The sequence below is a fragment of the Acidianus manzaensis genome (assembly GCF_002116695.1).
Taxonomy (GTDB): Archaea; Thermoproteota; Thermoprotei_A; order Sulfolobales; family Sulfolobaceae; genus Acidianus; species Acidianus manzaensis.
Genome location: NZ_CP020477.1, coordinates 141,688 through 161,727, shown reverse-complemented (window position 1 = coordinate 161,727; position 20,040 = coordinate 141,688). Strand labels below are relative to the sequence as shown.

The 20,040-nt window shown below is 29.1% G+C and carries 13 protein-coding genes; 4 read left to right on the top strand and 9 right to left on the bottom strand.

Going from position 1 to position 20,040, the window contains the following annotated elements; all coding sequences use genetic code 11:
* Positions 1-74: 74 nt before the first annotated feature.
* Positions 75-872, bottom strand: coding sequence for an acetoacetate decarboxylase family protein (locus tag B6F84_RS00495; protein WP_148690400.1), 798 nt, complete (start codon positions 870-872; stop codon positions 75-77).
* A 204-nt stretch (positions 873-1,076) separates the two neighbouring features.
* Here B6F84_RS00495 and B6F84_RS13985 point away from each other — a divergent pair, with 204 nt between their 5' ends.
* Together B6F84_RS13985 and B6F84_RS13980 are read left to right on the top strand one after the other, a co-directional pair.
* On the top strand, positions 1,077-1,385 hold the full coding sequence (locus tag B6F84_RS13985) for a hypothetical protein (protein WP_222703229.1): 309 nt from the start codon (positions 1,077-1,079) through the stop codon (positions 1,383-1,385).
* A gap of 62 nt (positions 1,386-1,447) precedes the next feature.
* Entirely contained in the window at positions 1,448-1,942 is a 495-nt protein-coding gene (locus tag B6F84_RS13980; protein ID WP_222703214.1) for an AAA family ATPase, read from the top strand.
* Between the two features lie 260 nt (positions 1,943-2,202).
* Here the strand turns inward: B6F84_RS13980 and B6F84_RS00485 are convergent, their stop codons facing one another.
* Both B6F84_RS00485 and B6F84_RS00480 read right to left on the bottom strand, forming a co-directional pair.
* The gene (locus B6F84_RS00485; RefSeq protein WP_148690399.1) at positions 2,203-4,431 is read right to left on the bottom strand and encodes a DUF929 family protein; all 2,229 of its coding nucleotides are present in this window, start codon (positions 4,429-4,431) and stop codon (positions 2,203-2,205) included.
* 606 nt (positions 4,432-5,037) lie between these two features.
* Positions 5,038-5,907 carry a DUF973 family protein gene (locus B6F84_RS00480; RefSeq protein ID WP_148690398.1) on the bottom strand — a complete coding sequence of 290 codons (870 nt, stop codon included), beginning with the start codon at positions 5,905-5,907 and terminating at the stop codon, positions 5,038-5,040.
* 360 nt (positions 5,908-6,267) lie between these two features.
* Here B6F84_RS00480 and B6F84_RS00475 point away from each other — a divergent pair, with 360 nt between their 5' ends.
* On the top strand, positions 6,268-7,104 hold the full coding sequence (locus tag B6F84_RS00475; protein ID WP_148690397.1) for a hypothetical protein: 837 nt from the start codon (positions 6,268-6,270) through the stop codon (positions 7,102-7,104).
* A gap of 1,024 nt (positions 7,105-8,128) precedes the next feature.
* Here B6F84_RS00475 and B6F84_RS00470 read toward each other — a convergent pair.
* On the bottom strand, positions 8,129-11,908 hold the full coding sequence (locus B6F84_RS00470) for an FAA hydrolase family protein (protein WP_148690396.1): 3,780 nt from the start codon (positions 11,906-11,908) through the stop codon (positions 8,129-8,131).
* A gap of 1,301 nt (positions 11,909-13,209) precedes the next feature.
* Between B6F84_RS00470 and B6F84_RS00465 the strand changes: the two genes are divergently transcribed.
* On the top strand, positions 13,210-14,064 hold the full coding sequence (locus B6F84_RS00465) for a hypothetical protein (RefSeq protein ID WP_148690395.1): 855 nt from the start codon (positions 13,210-13,212) through the stop codon (positions 14,062-14,064).
* 1,327 nt (positions 14,065-15,391) lie between these two features.
* On the opposite strand, the gene B6F84_RS00460 is transcribed toward B6F84_RS00465, so the two are convergent.
* The 5 genes from B6F84_RS00460 to B6F84_RS00440 form a co-directional block, all read right to left on the bottom strand.
* The gene (locus tag B6F84_RS00460) at positions 15,392-16,459 is read right to left on the bottom strand and encodes a glucose-1-phosphate thymidylyltransferase (protein WP_148690394.1); all 1,068 of its coding nucleotides are present in this window, start codon (positions 16,457-16,459) and stop codon (positions 15,392-15,394) included.
* Between the two features lie 134 nt (positions 16,460-16,593).
* Positions 16,594-16,854 (bottom strand): hypothetical protein, encoded by a 261-nt coding sequence (locus tag B6F84_RS00455; protein ID WP_148690393.1) that lies wholly within the window; start codon positions 16,852-16,854, stop codon positions 16,594-16,596.
* 210 nt (positions 16,855-17,064) lie between these two features.
* Entirely contained in the window at positions 17,065-17,757 is a 693-nt protein-coding gene (locus B6F84_RS00450) for a hypothetical protein (protein WP_148690392.1), read from the bottom strand.
* Positions 17,758-17,759: 2 nt separating this feature from the next.
* Complete coding sequence (locus B6F84_RS00445) at positions 17,760-18,839, bottom strand: glycosyltransferase family 4 protein (RefSeq protein ID WP_148690391.1); 1,080 nt, start codon at positions 18,837-18,839, stop codon at positions 17,760-17,762.
* Entirely contained in the window at positions 18,818-19,888 is a 1,071-nt protein-coding gene (locus tag B6F84_RS00440; protein ID WP_148690390.1) for a glycosyltransferase, read from the bottom strand. The genes B6F84_RS00445 and B6F84_RS00440 overlap by 22 nt, the downstream gene beginning before the upstream one ends.
* Positions 19,889-20,040 lie beyond the last annotated feature (152 nt).

Sequence of the window (20,040 nt, the reverse complement as noted above, 5' to 3'; positions counted from 1 at the left end):
CACTTCTTTATGATAAAAATCCTATAACACGATTTTTGAGATAATGTACATGTTAGTTTCAAAAATCTGAGCATTTAAAAAGAATTCATTTTACTAACTAGTTTTTTTAGTAATTTTGTCTCAGTGACGCGGAAATATGAAGTATAGTAGTATCCAGCATACACTTCTTTTATTTTTAGCAAATCTACTTCATCATTAACGTAACCGCCTAATTCTACACTAGCAGTTCCTTTCCATATTTCACCATAGTTACTTACATCTCTAACTCTACTGGTTAATTCATATAGATCCTCTTCTCCATTTCCTCTACTTGGAAATCTACGAATATTTAAATATGAACCGAAATTTTTAGTTGGTAAAGAATCTGTTTTCTCTTCAAGATTTACTTGCAGTCTAAACATTACTCCTCCACCCCTAACTACATAACCGCCTAATTTTAATCCTTTTTCAGGCTTATTGTACTTCGGTAATAGTGGATGTAATCTGCTCATTGAGATTTTAGCTATTTTCTTAGGAAAACCATCTAACCATCCCCTAACCAAAGCCCAATCCTTATCAACCCACATAAATGGGAAATAAAAATAATCCTTTCCTTCAAAAATAACTTTCAATCCTATTGCTCCTTCCATGTACTGGACTAGATCAGGATCTTGATACATATAATCCCATGTACTGTCAGACATGGAAATGAATTCCGCTATGTATATAAATCCTTCACCGTCAGTAGTTAAGAAATCTGGCAATAATTCATTTGCAGATTCGTCAAATTTTACATGGGATGAGATATACGTTGCACCATAATGCCAAGGGGGTTCAAAAACAATTTGTGATTTACCATTTTTCGTAGACGGTAAAGTAAAATCTTTCTGCATAATAAAATTTTAGGAATACTTCTAATAAATTATCCTTCAAATATATTAAAAGATTTTAAGAATACAAGTCTGCCTAGGAATATCCTTCAAGTTATAAAATATAGTGTAATTATAGGCTTTGTTTTCTGAAATACGCTTCATTTTTTGTAGTAAAAAAGTAGGAAAATTTAACTGGTGTACCACCAGTAACTGGTGATACTACAGTTGATATTCGATCTCCATCCCAAAGAGAACATTAAAGATCTTATTGGTAGAGAGTCAGAAGTTAAATATGTTATTTCTCAATTATCTTCAGGTAATTGGGTTTTGATTAGTGGACAAAGAGAAATAGGAAAGACTTCTTTGATGAAAGTTGTAATCAACGAAATGAAAAAACCTGGACTATACCTTAATCTGAGAGGAGTAAAAAGTTTAAATTCTTTGCTATCTCTTCTTCTATCAGAAATTAACAGGAATAAGCTAAATTTTAACTTTCACGTTAATTTTAATTTCATAATTGGAAATGCAGATTAGAAATAAAAACCAACAAAAGAATAACAAACAGTCTACTAGAACTTTTAAATAATGCTGATGAAATGATTATTGGATTAGACGAAGTACAAGAATTATCTTCAGTTTCCAAACAGTTTCTGGACATTTTAGGTAATGTATACGCTTCTAATCCTAAAATTCATTTTATATTTTCAGGATCCTATGTAGGTTTAGTAAAATTAATGTTAGATCCTTCTTCTTCCTCTCCCATCCATGGAAGACCACCAGTAGAATTAAAACTTAAACCTTTTGATAAGAATAGTTCTACAATTTTTCTAAAAAGAGGGATGGAAGAACTGAATGTGACTTTCGACAAATACGAAGAAGTTATTGAAAAATTAGACGGTGTAGTTGGTTGGCTAACATTATTTGGCAATTTTTATGGTGTAAGGAAAATGAATTTTGATTCTGCATTAAGGAACAGTATTAAAGAAGGTAAAAAGATAATGACTTCAGAATTCGAACATTTTCTTTCATATAAAAGGAACAAGGAACTATATATACACTTGATGGAGATTACTAAAATTGTAAAAAGATAGAAAGATATTAAAACTGGAATTGAAATTAAGTTAGGAAGGATTGATGACAAGGAATTATATTCAGCTCTTCAAAGCTTAATAAATTATAACTTCATTGAGAAGGAGGATGAGGAATATAAAATTGTAGATCCTATAATTAGAGAGATAGATTTTATAAACTTAAAAAGGGATAAAGGTCTTCTTTCTTAGAGTTTCATCGATAAAAATTATTAATCTTTTAACTTTCTAAACCTTAAAAAAAAACTAGAATATATTTATGATTAAGAAAGTATTTCACTGATAGGTATCGCTATGACATATCCAAATATCGATGAGTCTATTAATGTATTTCCTATTATTAATGGCTGATCCTTTCCTAAGTCAACTCCAACATAATATTTGTTAACTAAATCTCCATTACTTGCATTAAGCACTGTAATATGGTCAAAATCTGGTACTATTATATAGTCTTTATAATATACTGGCTGATCTGCTAATGATGCATGATTCATTTTTGGTGATATCCATATTAATTTTCCGTTTGTTAAATTATATGCTGCTACTGTTCTATTAATGTGAGATGGGACGTAAATTACGCCACCATATACTAGTGGACTAAATCCATTATTATCATCTCCTGGATGTCCGTAACCAGTTATGTTTTCTACATATATTATTTTGCCATTAGTTACATTAGCTACGAGTAAAACTTGTCTAACATCAATTTGATTTAAATATACTCCATGATATACTGGGTATCCCATAAAACTATCTACTAAATATTCACCATAAACTGCTGGTACTGCATCTCCTACTGAAGATCCATATGCAAATGGAACTTTTAATATATAAGCTGGGCTTCCATTATTTACATAGAGAGCTACTATAGCTGACATATTTACTGGATATCCTGGAGAAAACGCTGTTATTAATAATGCATATCCATTTCCCTGATATAGGTCTAAACTAGCCATATTAGCACTCCCATCATATGAATAGTTCCATATTAATTTTCCAGAATTAGCATTTACTGCATATACATTTCCATCACCATCATCAAACATTATCATTCCATTATATGCTACTGCAGTAGGCATCACTTCAGATTTAGTTAAGAATAACCATTCTGGAACGCCGTCAGTAGCATTAACTGCTAACATTCCTGTTAATCCAGTATACAATCCTCTATGTCCTCCACCATATGCATTTAATTTTCCTTGTTCGTAAGTAAAAGTAGCTGGACCTAATCCTACGTATACCATGCCGTCATATACTACTGGTTCTGACATTATAACTGCTGCTGGCGTTGTTAATTCCCATATTGTCTCACCAGTTTGAGCATTAATTGCATATAATTGTCCACTATCTGAGCCTACATAAACTACTCCATTAGCGAATGATGGACCTACTGCATCTCCAGCTGCTTGCTCATAGCCTGATCCAAACTCTGAACCTAATAACTGATTATCTTCTTCCCAAGCTGTTATATTCCCATACTGAAAAGCATTTGCTTGTTTATATACCCAGTTTGCGTTTAAATTTCCAGAAAATATTGGATTTCTATTAGGTGAATTAGCATACATTAACCATTCTGATGGTCCAAAAGTTGAAGATTGATTACCCGGATAGTAGTAAGTAGTGAAGCCAAAACCATGTAAGTAAGTTATAAACTCTTCAGATTCTTGTGTCACTGTGCTAACTTGTGTAGGTTTTCCCATTGATTCATTAAGTACTTGCCAGAATTGATTAATTGCATTCATTAGTTGTGGATTACTTTGCGTCAGTAGGTCTTCCATTACTTGTTCTGGCGTTAAAGTAGCTATAGCTGAAGGTGGATATGATGGGCCTAATAATAGCCATGTTCCATTAGGACCAGTAACTATTAGCATTGTTACTACATGTGGTGGTGATTTAAATTGGCCTACTATAGGTACATTATATGTGACTGCTATATTATATACCCATTGAGGAGCAAATTCTTTTAATTCTAATAAACCATCATAAGTCGCTATTGTAGGACTTATAGTGTAATTCATTGGTTGTGGAGTAGGTAATGTAGTTTCATTTAAATACTCATTATACATATATAACCAATCAAACATAATAGGAGAGTTTTTAGGAGCCTTATAACTTTCAAATATTAAACCTGGTACATTAGGAGGAGTTCTGTAAGGATCCGAAGTGTGATATTCATACGTAAAATTAATTCCATAATGAGATAATACATAATAGATTAGCCATGAGTCCATAGCAGCTACATGGCATCCTATCCATCCATCTAGGAATACTTCTGTCTTATTTGCAGGTGCAAAATCTTGATTAGTAATTTTAGTCCATACTCCAGGTTTTACTTGAGATGCAGGTAACCATGATTGTTGAGCTTGTTGTTGAATAGCGTTCTCAGTCTTCTGATTCATACTAGTCTGCGAAAATAAAAACGCAGACGATCCTATACCAATTATTATTAAACTTAGTGCTATTAACAAAATTACCTTCTTTCCTGATTTCATTTTGTGATCAAGTTAATTAATTTAAGCTTATTAGATAAACTTATTTACAATGTAAAGTTGGGAATAACTTTTTAAAATAAAACGAGAATATATATAGTTTAGTTAAAAATATAAAAATTAAAAATAGTTTTAATATAATCTAAGTTCTTCTGAGATTTAGATTATTTATTTAGTAAATTGTCTATACACTAGTGATTTTTTTATATAAATTATTGAATACTTTTCAGATAGATATCTTTAGATATCAATACTATATGGTATAAAACTAACATAGATAAAATAATTTAAACCAAATAATTTAAGATCCTCAGTATAGAAGAACTTTTTATCTATTCCTTATATAGGTAAACATAAAATTAAACATATAAATACTGCATAAATAGTCAATGTTTATTCCAAGTCAGTTATAAAACATGTAAATTATGTATAATTCTCAAATATAATTGAAATTTATTAAAAAATTATAGTAATTAAGTATTATATTAAAAAAGAACATTACTTCTTTTCTTCTCAATCTGACTTTATTATATTAAGTAACAATGCTTAATTGAGTAAAAGATTTACCACCAATTCCTTTAGTTAAGTCTTTCTGTACTGCAGGATCATTTACATTTGCTGACGATATACTGCCGATACTAGAATATCTTGCATCATTCCAGCTATATTAAAAGTTATCCTTATTGGATATGTTTGTCCTTCTACAAAATTTTGTGGACCAAAATAAATTCTTAAGTTATTTGTACCTGGCGTAATGCTTAAAGGTTCTATTTGAGTAGTAGGAATATTACTTCCTTCTAATAATGCTGAAACTACAGTAGCATAAGTCTGTGAATTTAAAGTAACATATGCATAACCATTACTATCAATACTTCCTATTCCTACTTGATATATTTGTTGCATCGACGGTGAAGGATAACCCGGTTGCTGTGGAAAAGGTGAAGCAGGATAATTTGGTTGCTGTGGAAAAGGCGTTGTTGAAGCATTTGTAATAAGAGATCCAAAGCCAAAATAACATATTATTGCTCCTATAAATGAGATGAATGGTATTGCCATAATTATTCCACCAGTTGAGACGGTAGAATTATTATAATCTTTTCCTAATCTATAGAAACCTATTCCTAACATTATCTCTCCAACTATTGCAAGTATTACTCCAACTATTGTAAGTATTATTGTAAGTATCAAAATATAACCAATTAATAATAATGTTGCTCCAGTAACCCCAATTCCTAAGTTTGATCCATATTTTCTAAGCTGAGTAAAACCTCCACGAATTCTAACTATTGCAATAATAATAAAAATTAACGCCAATATATCTATTATTAAACCTATAATTGCAAGAGGAGTAAATGAAGTTATTTCTGCTATAACCCCTAATAATAATGATATTATAATAAAAAGTAATCCCGATCTTATTTTCTCTAAATTACTTACTACATCAGATTGTGGATTTGAAGAATTTGGAGGAAATGACATATATATATTATGGTTTTTAACTATATAAAGTGAATAGTTATATTTTTAATTTAATATATTTCCTAAGGAGACTTATATTTCTAAAATACTTACAATAATTTATAAAATATATTTATGTATATAATAGCATGTTTTTATCTGAAGCATATCTAATATCGGTCTAGTGAAGTTAGGTAAAATGCTTGCTTTAATCAAAATGTGAACAGTAAAATATATAATAAATTCTGGGAGTTTGTAATGTAAATTGATTTCATAAAGTCTAAAAATTAAAAGATATTTCAGCAATATATTAAATTTCGAGATGTAATCGGAAAATCTTATGATATATTCTTATTTATAACTATTTAAATAAATTAATTTATGGAAAAGATAACTCCACTGTATAGAAAGATTATTGGTAATGTACTATTTAAGCTTAAAGAAAAAGGAGAAATTGATATTGATGAACTTACAAATTTAAAAGCTAAGAAAGACGAGATAATTCCAATTATAAAGAACGTTTTAGAATCTACTAATATAATTAAAATTGAGGGAGATAAATTAATTCTTAATACTAATTTAGATTCTCAAAAGAATATTTTACTTTTATCATCTTTTACTTCTATTTCTGTATCAGAAAAGGGCGACAGATCATTTAAAACTGTAAAGGAAATAACTCCAATAGATCAGACAGATAAAATAGAACACACTATTCATAAAATCGATTATCCATATTCATCTAAAGTAGTAAGATGTTCTAATCCAAAAATATTTGATCCTCTTACATTAGGTAAAGTAAAAGGATCATGCAAAAAGTTACAAGAAGGAAAGTTGATAAAATTTTATATCAATTTTACTCCTCCATTAAAAGTTGGACAATTCGCAAAATACAGGTATTCTACATGGGAAAAGGAATATTTCGGTCTTACAATTTCAGATATAGAAAAGAAGTATGGAATAGATTATAGTTATGAAGGAGTAGCAGTAGTTTTTCCTACCCATTATGTAAGAATTAAGATAAATTTACCTTGGATACCTTCATATGCAAATGCATTCCAAACTATGCGAATTCCTTCAGAAGAAGGATCTGATAGATTAGCTTTTAATCTGATTAAAGGAGTTAACTATAGATTCCATAATGAAGAAAATACTCTAATCTTGGAATTATTTAATCCTCCTATGGGTGAATACGGAATAAAATGGAAACCCCCAAAGTAAATAACTCATGATAAAATGCGACTAAAAAACCTCACCACCCTATTAACAATTCATTATTTTGTACTAGAGATAAACATAGATAGTAAATTGTTCGAACTATATACTACTATAAATAGAACTAAAATCTAAAACATACAAGGATAGTATTTATAGAAAACAATTTATAATTAGTTCTAACTTTTAAACTCTTTATATTAAAACAGAATAGATATGACAATATCTTTATTAACTATAAACATATATTGCATAGATTAATGTCAATAAGACTGATAAAGTTCAATATTCGGACAATTTCTATTTATCATATAGGCTATAATTACTTCATTTTTGCTAATTTCGAACCATTTCTTATTATAATAAAATTTCTAGACTAGAGCTAGACTCTTAATACCTGGTATAAAACCAAGAATATTTTACATATATATCTACTTTAGTTTGTAGAGTATCTTAAAATTGAAGTTATTCTCTCAATCAGAACCATTTGAAGAATTAGCGTAAAGCATTCAAATTGTACACACACTATGAGTGGTGAGAATGCGTAATTTCATGATAGCAAGGGATGTTGGATTGCAGTCATGAAAATTAGTATATAATACGAACTAAATTAAATTTTCTCTAATTTTGCTAATATTTCTCACCCACACTTGATTAAAAGGAATAACAACATTAGAAAATCGCTTACATTTCGTAACAACAAGCAAACTTAAACTATAATCAACTATACTGACACTCCTAGTAACAGCCTTAGTATCACGATAAAAACTAGCTAAACAACTAATTTTTTGCGTATTACATACTAATTTTCATGACTGGACTTATATAAGTATGCAAAATTTTTAACCAAAAGACTTATCACTGAACGTTGCAACAGCTCCCGCTTAGTAGTTAACTATAATTTATCACGGATCCTACACAGATAACCTTTCTACCGAAAAATTCTCTCTAAACTAGAAGTTCAGCATTATTATTTGTGGCAGACAACTAAAATAAGAAGGAGAAAAAAATTTCTACTTTTCTCTTTTGTCTACACGTTTCTTCTTAATATCGCAATCACTATGATGATCAGAATTATCGCAAATACTATTAGACCTATTATGAGCCACGGAGATAAGGGAATTCTTTCTAAATTAGCTTGAGATGACGTTATGGCTATGTGAGAACCTATGACTATGTGAGTACCGCTAGCTAGATATACACTACCTTGCCTTAACGTATTATTGTTAATTATCTCGTATTGATATTTCCCTGCTGGTGCTAATATGGTTATGTTATTATATGGTGGATGAATTATAGTTCCATTGATTTCTAAGAGTGAAGGTTCGCTCAACTCAAATGTTAAAGTTGAATTTCCTTCATTTATTAGTGAATTGTTTCCTATTTTTACCACATTTAACATTATCAGTGAATTGTTCTCAACTTCCTCACTTCTAAACGCGTTAATGGACTCATTATTAAATATAAATGAGTAGGGAATAAGATTTACTTTAGCATTAGAATATATCACCAAATTTCCTTCTGAAGTATTAAAAAGAACTATTTCGGTAATATTTCCTAACTTATTTAAAACTGCGTATGGATAGTTGCCGTAAATTCCGGTTTCATTTGCAATAATGTAATATTTTCCGTAAAATACTTTAGTACATGTATTATTGCCAATAGTAGCTATTCCAACCACGTTTCTTACAGGGAAGTTATATAAGGGAGGCTCAATAACAGTTTTGTTACCACTTAGTAATGCACTCATGTTAATGGGTGGCGGATCATTGCCAGATAGGATATTTGTCACAATAGATGGAAGAGAATTTGTATAGGTTGAATACATCTGATAAAAAGTTGACACACAATTTTGTCCATCCGTAAAAAGTTCCGGTGCTTCTGCTTGTTGTTGCGGATTCAAAATTGATCCATTATATAATTTAGAGGTAACGAAATACCACATCCCCCATAATGACTTTAAAAACATTGTATTTTGATATAATAATATACCATCAGTTAAATTGGCTATATATCCATTTAATTTCATATTTGATAGGGTAAAGAATTCAATCGGATAGGCATATTTTAACATGAAATTCTCAAGTTTGTTATCCGAAATCATCAAATTAGCAGCTGGCAATGCGATCTGTTGAATTAACACTGAACCTACAATTAGAAGTATTGTTACTGAAATGAATGGATCTAACGCATCAGAAAAGGCTTCTAAAAAAGTACCGGCAAGAAGCTCGTTTTCTAACGATTGACCAAATATTGTTATTAATGAAGCGTCAACTAGATCACTCGCGTAAATTGTTTCTGCTATTGTGGCAGACAAACCTCCAATAATAGTTGGCACTCCTACTTCTAATACAAATTCCTCTGCCATTTTCTCTAGGATTGTTATTCCAAGATTTATCACATTCTCGTTAGGGCTTTTTATATTATAGGCATAACTCATTAGCTGACTAAGTAATTGGTATTGTTGTGATGGATTTAATTTATAAAAGTTTTGAAGAAAACACAATGGATTATATTGAGGGGTTTTTATAACTCCAAATGCCTTCAATATTGATATCATATCATGCGAGACCATTACTCCATATTTAATAGATAAAGATTCTGATCCCTCAGATACCACATCTATCAAACAAATGAGATCTTTTTGCAGATTTGACAAGCCTGTTATAGATTGAACTATTGGGAGAATAATCGAAGCATAATTTTCCCCATAAGTGGTATATATGAATATTTTTTGCTCCCAGTTATTGTTGTAATCGTTCAAGGCAAGGTTATAATTGGGTGAACTTAATCCCCACAATTCTGTTAAATATTCCAGGTTTGCATATTCCGCCTCCCAAATTATAGCATTTACTAAAAGAATTACATTAGGATTCATATTAGTATAATCATTTGGAAATATATTAACTGGAACTGTATATCCTTTAGGATATATTAAAACGTAATATATTGGATAGTTGAATTCTCCAGTCTGCGGCGAACATATTCCAGCAAATTTACTAATATATAATGGAGCATTATTTTGTAGAGATAAGAAGGATGAACCATTTACAAAGAATATTAGATTATAATATTGGCTATCGTTGTAAACGCATAGAGAAAACGTTTTCACTTGATTTTCATACGATTCGAAGACTATTGTAACCTCCTTAGTTAATGAGCCCAAAGAAACCAATACTGGTACTATTATTGGGTTATTATATCTGGGCAATATTGATGATAAATTATCGTATCCTATTCCTTGAAAATTAGTTAAAACTGTACCATATAATAACTTAGCATTCCCGTTGTATGATGAAAGTTTGACCACTACTGAATTGAGTGGTATAGTGGAACCAGAGGAAGTATCATAATAAAACGCATTTACCTCTAGCTCAACTGGATTAGTTCCATATATACACGCTAAGGACCCAATGTACTGTTGTCCATAGTTTCCTCGAACTACTATTTGGAAATTAACATTCATACCATTGAAAAATTGTATATAGATCATCTTATTAGTACTGCCATTGAAGTAAAACGTTCCCTGCTGAGGAGATGGTATGTAGCATAAAGAGGGTACCAAGTTTGATAAAGAAACTGAAGACTGAGCATTAATAGCAACATCACTGACATAATAACTATAACTACCAGATGATAGACATATTTTAATCTCGTTATTAGATGTTGAGAAAGTATTGTCATTTATGGTTACATTCCACTTAGTCCCTTGAGGTAAGCCCGTTTCTATGAAAGTAACTGCACGAAGTGTGGACGAAGTAGACAAAAAGTTAATCAATATTGTAGTATTTGACGTTAATGTAATAATACCAGATGATGGATTAGCATTGTAGCCAGAAGGAGGAGTAACCATATAATTATACGTACCTTGTTTAACTGTGAAAGTAATTTCATTTGATGTAGAAGACTTAGTTGTACCATTTAGTGTAACTGACCATGGTGTCCCTTGAGGTAAACCAGACTCAGTAAATGTTAAATTATAGTACGATGGAGGCGCTACTGGTATATAACCTTCTGTAGCAGAAAAATATGTCCAAAGGCCTATTTCATCAGATATTTGGGCGTAAGGCAATCCAATTAAATCGGCGAGAACTACGTAAAATGGACCTTGAGTGCCTACATAAATTCCTGAGACATTACTTACAAGTAATCCTGACTGGTAGAGTTCTACTGTTGCATAGCCTGTCGAATTAATGTAAACTTTATATGTGTATATAACATCAAAGCAGGGAGTTGGATAGATGTTATAACCGATATGACTAAATTCACATCCAGTATGGCTTACCCAGACGCCATAATAAGGACCGTTAGTGGAATTAGGCTCTAGCGTTATTCTCAGAAAATTGGTGAGATTTGCATTCGCGATTACCAGCGTCATGGGCTGAACAGGACCTGAGATTCCTTCCCCGGAAAATATTAAGGATAAGGGCAAGTTAAGTTTATAATTCAATAAGAGTCCTGTAGCAGTATATGTGGCATTAGGACCGCTTATAAGCATGCCAGAACTATTGAAGCTAAGGGTAGGGGAAATGACGGTATTTGGAGGAGAGGACAATGATGCTAACAGAGCTTCATAAAGAGGGCCAGAGTCACTCCACATGGTAGTGTTGAGGTTATTGTCTTGGGTAAAATTATCAGTGAAGGTAATAAAGCTTTGATTTGTGTTAGATTGTTCTGAAAATGCTGGAAAGTTTGTGTTAGATTGTTGTGAAAATGCCGGAAGGACGATATAAGTTGGTAACGCTAAGATTAGAAACATTAAAGCTAAAATTTTAAATTTATAAAAGTAAATAGCTTTCTTTATTTTCATTATCGTAAATGTGTAATATATAATATATAAACTTTTGGGAAACGTTCTAGTTTGTGGAGTATCTGGAAACTGAGGCTTTTCTCTAAATCAGAACCATTCTTAGAATCAGCGTAAACTATTCAGACGCTACATCAATAGAAAGGTTCAGTAATAAATCTTTTTGTCAAAAATTTTACATATTTATATTAAGTTCTCTCATTAGTTTTTAAAAGTATATTAAGGCTGTTACAAAGAATATTTCAATAGTTGATGTAGTGTATACAATCTGGAATTCTTCCTAAAGTATATTAGCGTGTGTACCATTTGAATACTTTACGCTAGTTCTACGGATTGTTCTGTTTGAGAGAACAGCCTCAATTTTTCAGATGCTCTACAAACTAAAAGTATATATTTTCTTCAATTAAATTTCCTAACTCTATTTATGTTTACTTATCATCTAGAAACTAGGTATATACTTTTAACTAAATTTTAAGGTTTAATAATGTTTACTAAAAGCTTGTAATGATTTGATAATCTTGTAGCTATTTTTACTTCCGCCTCTAATAATTAATAGCTTCGTTTTGGCGGTAGATATCTTAAGAAAATGTTGAACAAATAAGTTTTGGTGGCAACATTTTTAATTATAGCTAAAAAATATCAATAATGATTTATTTAGTCTATTACAGCTAACCCAAGTAATATACTTTTACATTTACCTTTTAAAAAATTGAGCCTTAATAAGAAATGCAAAATATTAGCTGTTGATAAGAAACCTATGAAACTATACAATTTAATTAATTATTTTATAATTTGTTTAGTCTATTATCACTGTTGACTACTTTAGTTTAATTATTCTAAGGCTTTACATATCCTAAAATTTAACATTTTATAAGAGTCTCAACCCAACATTTTTATATTAAACTTTTGAGATATACATGAAAGTTTAATATGCAAAGCATAAAATATATCATAAGAGAATAAAGAACCAAGAAAATATCAACGTGATTATTTCGAGAAAAATTATAATAGTACTTTTATTTCATAATGAAATAACTTGTTATTTTTCATGTAATATGAAAAAATGGGTAAAAGCTTATTAACTATAGTAGTGAGCCTTATTATCATATGATAAAATAATTTAACATTTTTGCTTTAAATATAAAATATTTGATTAATATTATTAGTACATATGAGTTATTAAAATAACATTTCTCTCTTGTTTTTATATATTTTGAACTCCCAAGTTATATAAGGAGAATGGTTAATCGTGTATAAATGTATCTAACAAAGATTAATATATCGCTTCAGCAGTAATATATATTATGCAAAGAACTTCTAATATGGTAAGGTACGATAATAATCTATTATTATATAAGTTATTAAAGGAAGGCTTTATTTCAGAACGAAAACTAGCCGAAAGTTTAAAATGGGACGAGTCTACAGTTCACTATAAATTAAAGCGAATGAAAAACTTTAATATTATAAAGTCTTTTAAAAAATATGTAGATCCTAAAATTATAGCTAACGATATCAATATCGAATATTCAGATAAAAAAATAGATTGGGCTTTAATAAGTTTTAAAACAGAAGCAGCATGGATTAATATATTACCTGTCAGATTTATTTCAAAATCTAGTATTAGGAAAAATAGATCAGCCAAATCACTATTGCGTAGGCGTGTAAAACAGAGTTTCGATATGTTTTTTAAAGTTAGTGTATTACCCGAAATCGATTTGTCTAAAGTAAATTTTAAACTTATAGTCACAAATCAATATTTATTAGATGATTACTTAATTTGGAAATTTAATAATATGAATGTTTATTTTGTCTCATATACTGATAATTTACCTATACGCGAATTTTCTGTTGTACAAGACTACTATATAAACGAATTCTATTACAATGTATTATTAGCCAAAATAAAAGCAAAAAGAAATACTGTCTTACAATATGTAAAAGAACTTTTAGATAAACTAAAAATAAAATACAAAGAGAATCCTAATGGATTGATGGTTGAAAATAAAAACATTTTAATTTCCAATAATTTAATGTCTCTATTTCAATTGGATGGAAGTAGAAAAATTTTGATAGATGAATCTTTTAATGTAGTAGATGCTACCAATAATTATAAATTTTATAATTTAATGCAATTTATATGCAGTATACAAATGGTATAATTAATATAAAAATTCAGATAATCTAATAGAACTTCTAATAAAATGAATTAGTTTACAACTATCTAACTAATAATATATTGGACTATTTCTAAAATAACGTACTCTATTACATGAATTAAAATAATATGAAAAGTTATTATATGAATAATGATTATTAATGTAAAGAGATAAATTCCAAAGATTCTTTTAAGATATTATTCAATATAATGCTGTATTCTCATAAAATATTATGAAGAAATCACGATTAAAAGAAAAATATATTTATATAAAGGTAGAGCTATAAGATATTATACTGAATGTTATTCAGATTAGAATATGAAAAAAATTATTGGATATAACTTGATCATATAAAAATAATTATTATCTGAATTTTGTTGAATATTTTATATTATAAAATTAATCTTAGGAGATCTATTTTTTGTTTTTGCCGTTGTTTGTACAGATGTATTTGTTATGCTAATTTTTTGTTCTTACGTAGTTTCTTACTGTTTAGGTTAGTTCTTATTAATGCGTTAATTATATAGGCTTTCAGTTTGTTTATTCTCTTTTTTCGTTGAATTTGAGAAACTAGCTCTAAAGATTCGTATTTATTTAGTAGCAGATTATGTCGTATACTAAATATTTGCAACTGTAAAATTTTCAGATTTATATATTAAATTGTTTCAGATAATTTTGATTCTTGATGTAAAGAAACTTAAAGTCAGATAATTAATCAGTAGTAGCTTATCAAAGTAAATTATAGACGTGTCTTAAACTTTCCAAAATTACAGATCTATTAAATTAAATATTTCTTTTATTAAGCTTTTAATAAAACAATTCATAAAAACTGTTAAGCAAATTATTAAATAGATTACAAATCTAGATTATAGTCGGTACTGGTCTATATAAAACACTGCCTAACAATTATAGTATTTCCTGTAAATAATATTTGGTATTATGTTACTTACATTATAATTCTCGAAAGAAGAATTTAACTACTTATAATTCTGAAATGGTATTATGCCAGAGATCATGTAATAAAGATAAATGTAAAGTAATTTAATTCTAATTAACTTCTAAGGTGATAAAATCAAGCATAAAAATATGCTATATCATATATTAATTGATAAACTACTGAATAGTTAATCTCGTAATTAATAGTATATAAGCTTCATCTAGTGGAGATTTATCTATGTATGGATCTTATATTAGATTGAATAATTTACTAAAATACTAAATAAAAGTCATTATATGAATATCCTCTTTCAATTTTATGGAATTTATAGCTAAGCTTATTTTACTTATTAGATAATATTTATATTTTTTAGATTTATTTAGTTAGTTATTGTTAGAAGTAGATTTGTGATCTATCTCCTATTATTAGTTTTATATTTTTAGGTAATGTAGTAAAGGACGATATTGTGGCTTCGTTTCCTATTATGCTATCACTTATTCTGTATGGCATTCCATCTATTCTCACTCCTTTCATAACTATTGAATTCTCAATTTCTATATTTTTTATAGATGAATCATCGTCTATTGATGTGTATGGTCCTATATATACGTTTGGTCCTATTATGCAGTTTTTGCCTATTATTGCAGGCCCTCTTATTCTTACATTTTCTCCTATTATGGTGTTTTCTCCTATTTTTACTCTTCCTTCTATTTTGGCTTTTTCGTTAATCTGGCCTTTTATTTCTGTTGTAATTTTATCTAAGATTAATTGGTTTGCTTCTATTAAGTCCTCTGGTTTGCCCGTATCTTTCCACCATCCTTTTACTTTTATCGCTTCCACTTTTTTCCCGTCGTTTATCATTAGTTGTATTGCATCTGTTATTTCGTATTCTCCTCTCCAACTTGGTTTGAGTTTTTCTATGTATTTGTGTATTTCTGGCGAGAATACGTAAATTCCTACCAACGCTAGATTGGATGGAGGTTCTTTAGGTTTTTCTATTAGCCTTTTTACTTTGTCTCCTTCTAGTACTACTACTCCGTATTGTCTTGGGTCTTTAACTTCTGTAACGCCAATAACTGCGTCTGCGTTAGTTTCATAGTATTTTTTAGTGAATTCTGTTATTCCATCTTGGAGTAGATTGTCTCCTAGGTGCATTGTGAATTCTTCGTCTTGTAAGTATTCTCTAGCGGTTTTTACTGCGTGGGCTAATCCTAATGGTTCTTCTTGTTGTATATAAGTTATTTTTGCTCCGTATTTTGATCCGTCTGATATAATGTTAATTATTCCTTCTTTCATTGGACCTAAAATTACTCCTATATCTGTTATTCCTGCTTCCAGTAAGTCTTCGAGTGCGTACAGCACCATTGGTTTGTTAGCTATGCTTATTGTATGCTTGTTACCTGTATAAGTTAAAGGTCTTAGTCTAGTTCCTAATCCTCCACTTAGTATAAGTCCCTTCATATTCTAATAATAATGAATCTGTCTATTAAACTTTTATGGAAAATTGGTCAAGAAAATCTATAGTAAGTAAATTTTATTATCTAATTGTTATTTTTAATGACTTAAATAATCGTATTTTCTTTGGTATTAACTGATTATTGTATCCTTGTATCTTGCCTATTTTTTAGTCTCAACTCTATTTCTTTTTCTATTTCCTCTAATTTCATAGATTTAGGTAATTTAAATAAATAGTATCCCAATATATCAATTATGAATCCTAATACTATAAAAAACGAAATTAGAAATACCTTTAAATCAAATAATATAGAACTATGGTATACCATGTATGAGAATAAACCAAATATAAATGTAGAAATAGCAATTGCTGTTATACCTAAAATTTGATTACTATACATAAGTACCAATTTGTTAAAACATAATAAAAGTTTTTGCTTATCTAAATTAATGAATGATAAACCACTTCAAAAAGTTTGATTAGTTCTCATTTTAAAATAATTGTCATTATTTTCAAAATTAGGGTTTTATATACTATAAAAAATTATATTTCTAATTATCGTAGTTAGGTACTATATAAAGAATGAAAAATAATATATGAATTTCCAAAATTATTCTAGTAATGAAAGATGAATATCTATTGTATTCTTATTTCTTTCTTGTTTTTCTACGTAAACAATCTTGGATTCCTTTTCCGCTAATATTGCAGCACTTATAGTAGATTGTATAAATCCCAATAACATATATTTTTTTCTTGGATCAGGATTAAAAAGTGTTAATTTTACCTTATCTTTGCTTTCATATTGTACTTTAACATCGTCTGCAAACTTATACAGTTCTACCATTCCTTTCTTCATTAGAAATTCAAGATCTTCAGTAAAATGTATTCCGCTATTTTTCATAGTTTTTACTATTATTGATCCAGGAGTTTCAAGAAAAATTGCAATAGAACCGTCAATAGTGTTGATTAGATTCTTTTGTATTTTCTCTATTTTTATCGGATATTTCTCCAAAAGCAACATACCATTCTCTCCGTATTCCGATGGTATAAAAACTTTGTAATAATTTGGTTTATTATAATACGATAATATTAATTCTAAGTTATTAAAAAGAGACTCAATAGCAGGTTCTATATTACGATCTTTTTCTTCCTTAGAACTAAGTGTTACAGCAAATGTCGCAATTCCACTTAATATCATACCTATTGAAAATATAGTAAAAGGAGGATAATTTATAATAAAGGAATTAACAATCAATAAAGCCATACCTATTGAAATTATATAAATCCATAATACATTATTCATTGCTAACCCCAGTATATTTTTTCTAGCATTTGAACTACTTCATCCCAACTATTTATATTTTCTCTACCTTTTACTCCTAATTTCCGTCCTACTTCTTTATTTTCTATAATGTAATTTATTGCATTTGCTAATTCTCTCTCATTTGGTTCCACAAGTATACCATTTTCATTATTCTTTATCCTATATTTCAAACTACCAACATTACTAGCAATTACCGGTTTTTCTCTGCTCCAGGCTTCACTCAAAACTATTGAAAATGCTTCAACATAGTCAGATAAGCTAGGTATTACTACAGCTTCAGCTGAGTCTATAGCAGAAATTTTAGTCTTATCATCTACAAAATTTAGAAAAACACACTTCTCTTCCACATGTTGAGCTTTTGAAAATTTCATATAATATTCTATATTGCCTGGACCTATAAAAACTATTTTAGCATTTATATATTTTGATGCCTTAATTAGTAAATCTACACCCTTTAATGGATGAAGTCTACCTATGTATAAGACGTAATCACTTCCTATTTTATCTTTAAAAGAATAATCCTTAGGCTGAGTAAAAAACAAATCATCAATTCCATCAGGTACTAAATAAGCTTCTCTTCCATATTTTTCCTTAAGTAAATTAAAATCTCTTTTATTTTTCACAATAAGTTTATTCGATAATTTAAGGACTTTTTTCATAGTAATACTAGAATATAATGGCGAGAAAAATCTAATTAGAAAATTAGGATGACTCTTCAACGAGTCTATCGCCATTAGAGTAAAAACATTATTGGCCTTTTTTAATAATGAATAGGAAAATAATGAATTTTGGGAATGAAAATGAAATATAGCATTCCTACCATATAAGTTAATTCTCTGAAGAGGAATAGTAAGATCTGGCATGTTTAAAAACCTTAAACTCTTAACCCTAATAACATTAATATTATCAAAATTATACTCAGGAACATATGATGACGTTATAACTGTAACTTTATACTTCCTAGCTTGTCTCCTAGCAGTCTCATATATTGCCTTTTCTATACCTCCAACTACAGGATAAAACGAATGAGTTACATGAACTATTTCTTCTCCTTCTTCCATGCTAAAACCTCACCCTTTAAAGAGAAAATTTGGGCTAGAATCAGAAAGAACTGGTTAGGAATCCAAGCTCTAATATAATTTCTAACTCTTTTAGAAACTAAATAAGCAATTAAAGCTAACCCTATTAACCCTAAAGCTAAAATGAAGTTACCTAAGAATAACAGTACAATTCCTAGCACTAAAATCCAAGGATTTATTAAGTGAAGATAAAACTCCTCCAAAAATACCTCTTTAAATTTCTTATTATTAGACCTCATAACAGGTCTAATAAACCTTAAGAAAAGACGTATCAGATGAGATCCTCTCCTCATTTTCCAGCTAATATAATCTTTAAGATCCTTTGGAGCTAATTCATAAGCTAACATATTATCTACACAGATTGCTCTATATCCCTTCAACGAAACCAAAGTAGCTATAGTACTATCATCAGCTCCAACATTAGGTATCTCATTTTCATTCAAAACATCCTTCCTGAACGCAGTCATTTCTCCATGAAATATTGGAGAAGAAAAAATTGCAGATTCACCTAATCTTATTAAATTGTAAAAACTCCTATAAGCATTTTCTAGATCATTATTAGCAGTCTTTATACAACTTACAGCTCCAACACTTCCTGTAAGATACTTAACAGCGTTAAAAAGATTACTTTTCCAAAAAGCATCCGCATCAGTAATAATTACAATATTATATTTAGACATCTTAATTCCCTCCTTTACAGCAAATATTTTACCTCTTCTCTTCTCTTCCTTAATAATCCTCAATTGTGGAATATTCAAAGATTTTACTATATCAACAGTATTATCATTACTAGCATCAACTACTAAAATTTCCATATAATCTTTAGGGTATGATTCCAGAATATTTTTTATTTTATCAACTATTTTATCTCCTTCATTATATGTTGGAACAATTATACTCACATGAGGAGGATCAGCTAGAGTACGGCTAATATCTAACCTCTTACCAGAAACATACTTGAAATAATATACTGGCTCGACAAAATGAAACACAATCAGCAATAATCCAATGAATATTAAATCTAATAACATTAGCTTATACTATCTACTTATAAATAAAAAACTTCTTCTATAAAATTCCATCTAATTTAATGATAAAATTTAGGAAATTACTGTATGTAGAGTTTTTAATTGAAAGAAACAATTATGATTTCTTAATTACTGCTAAATAAGATAGAAAATCT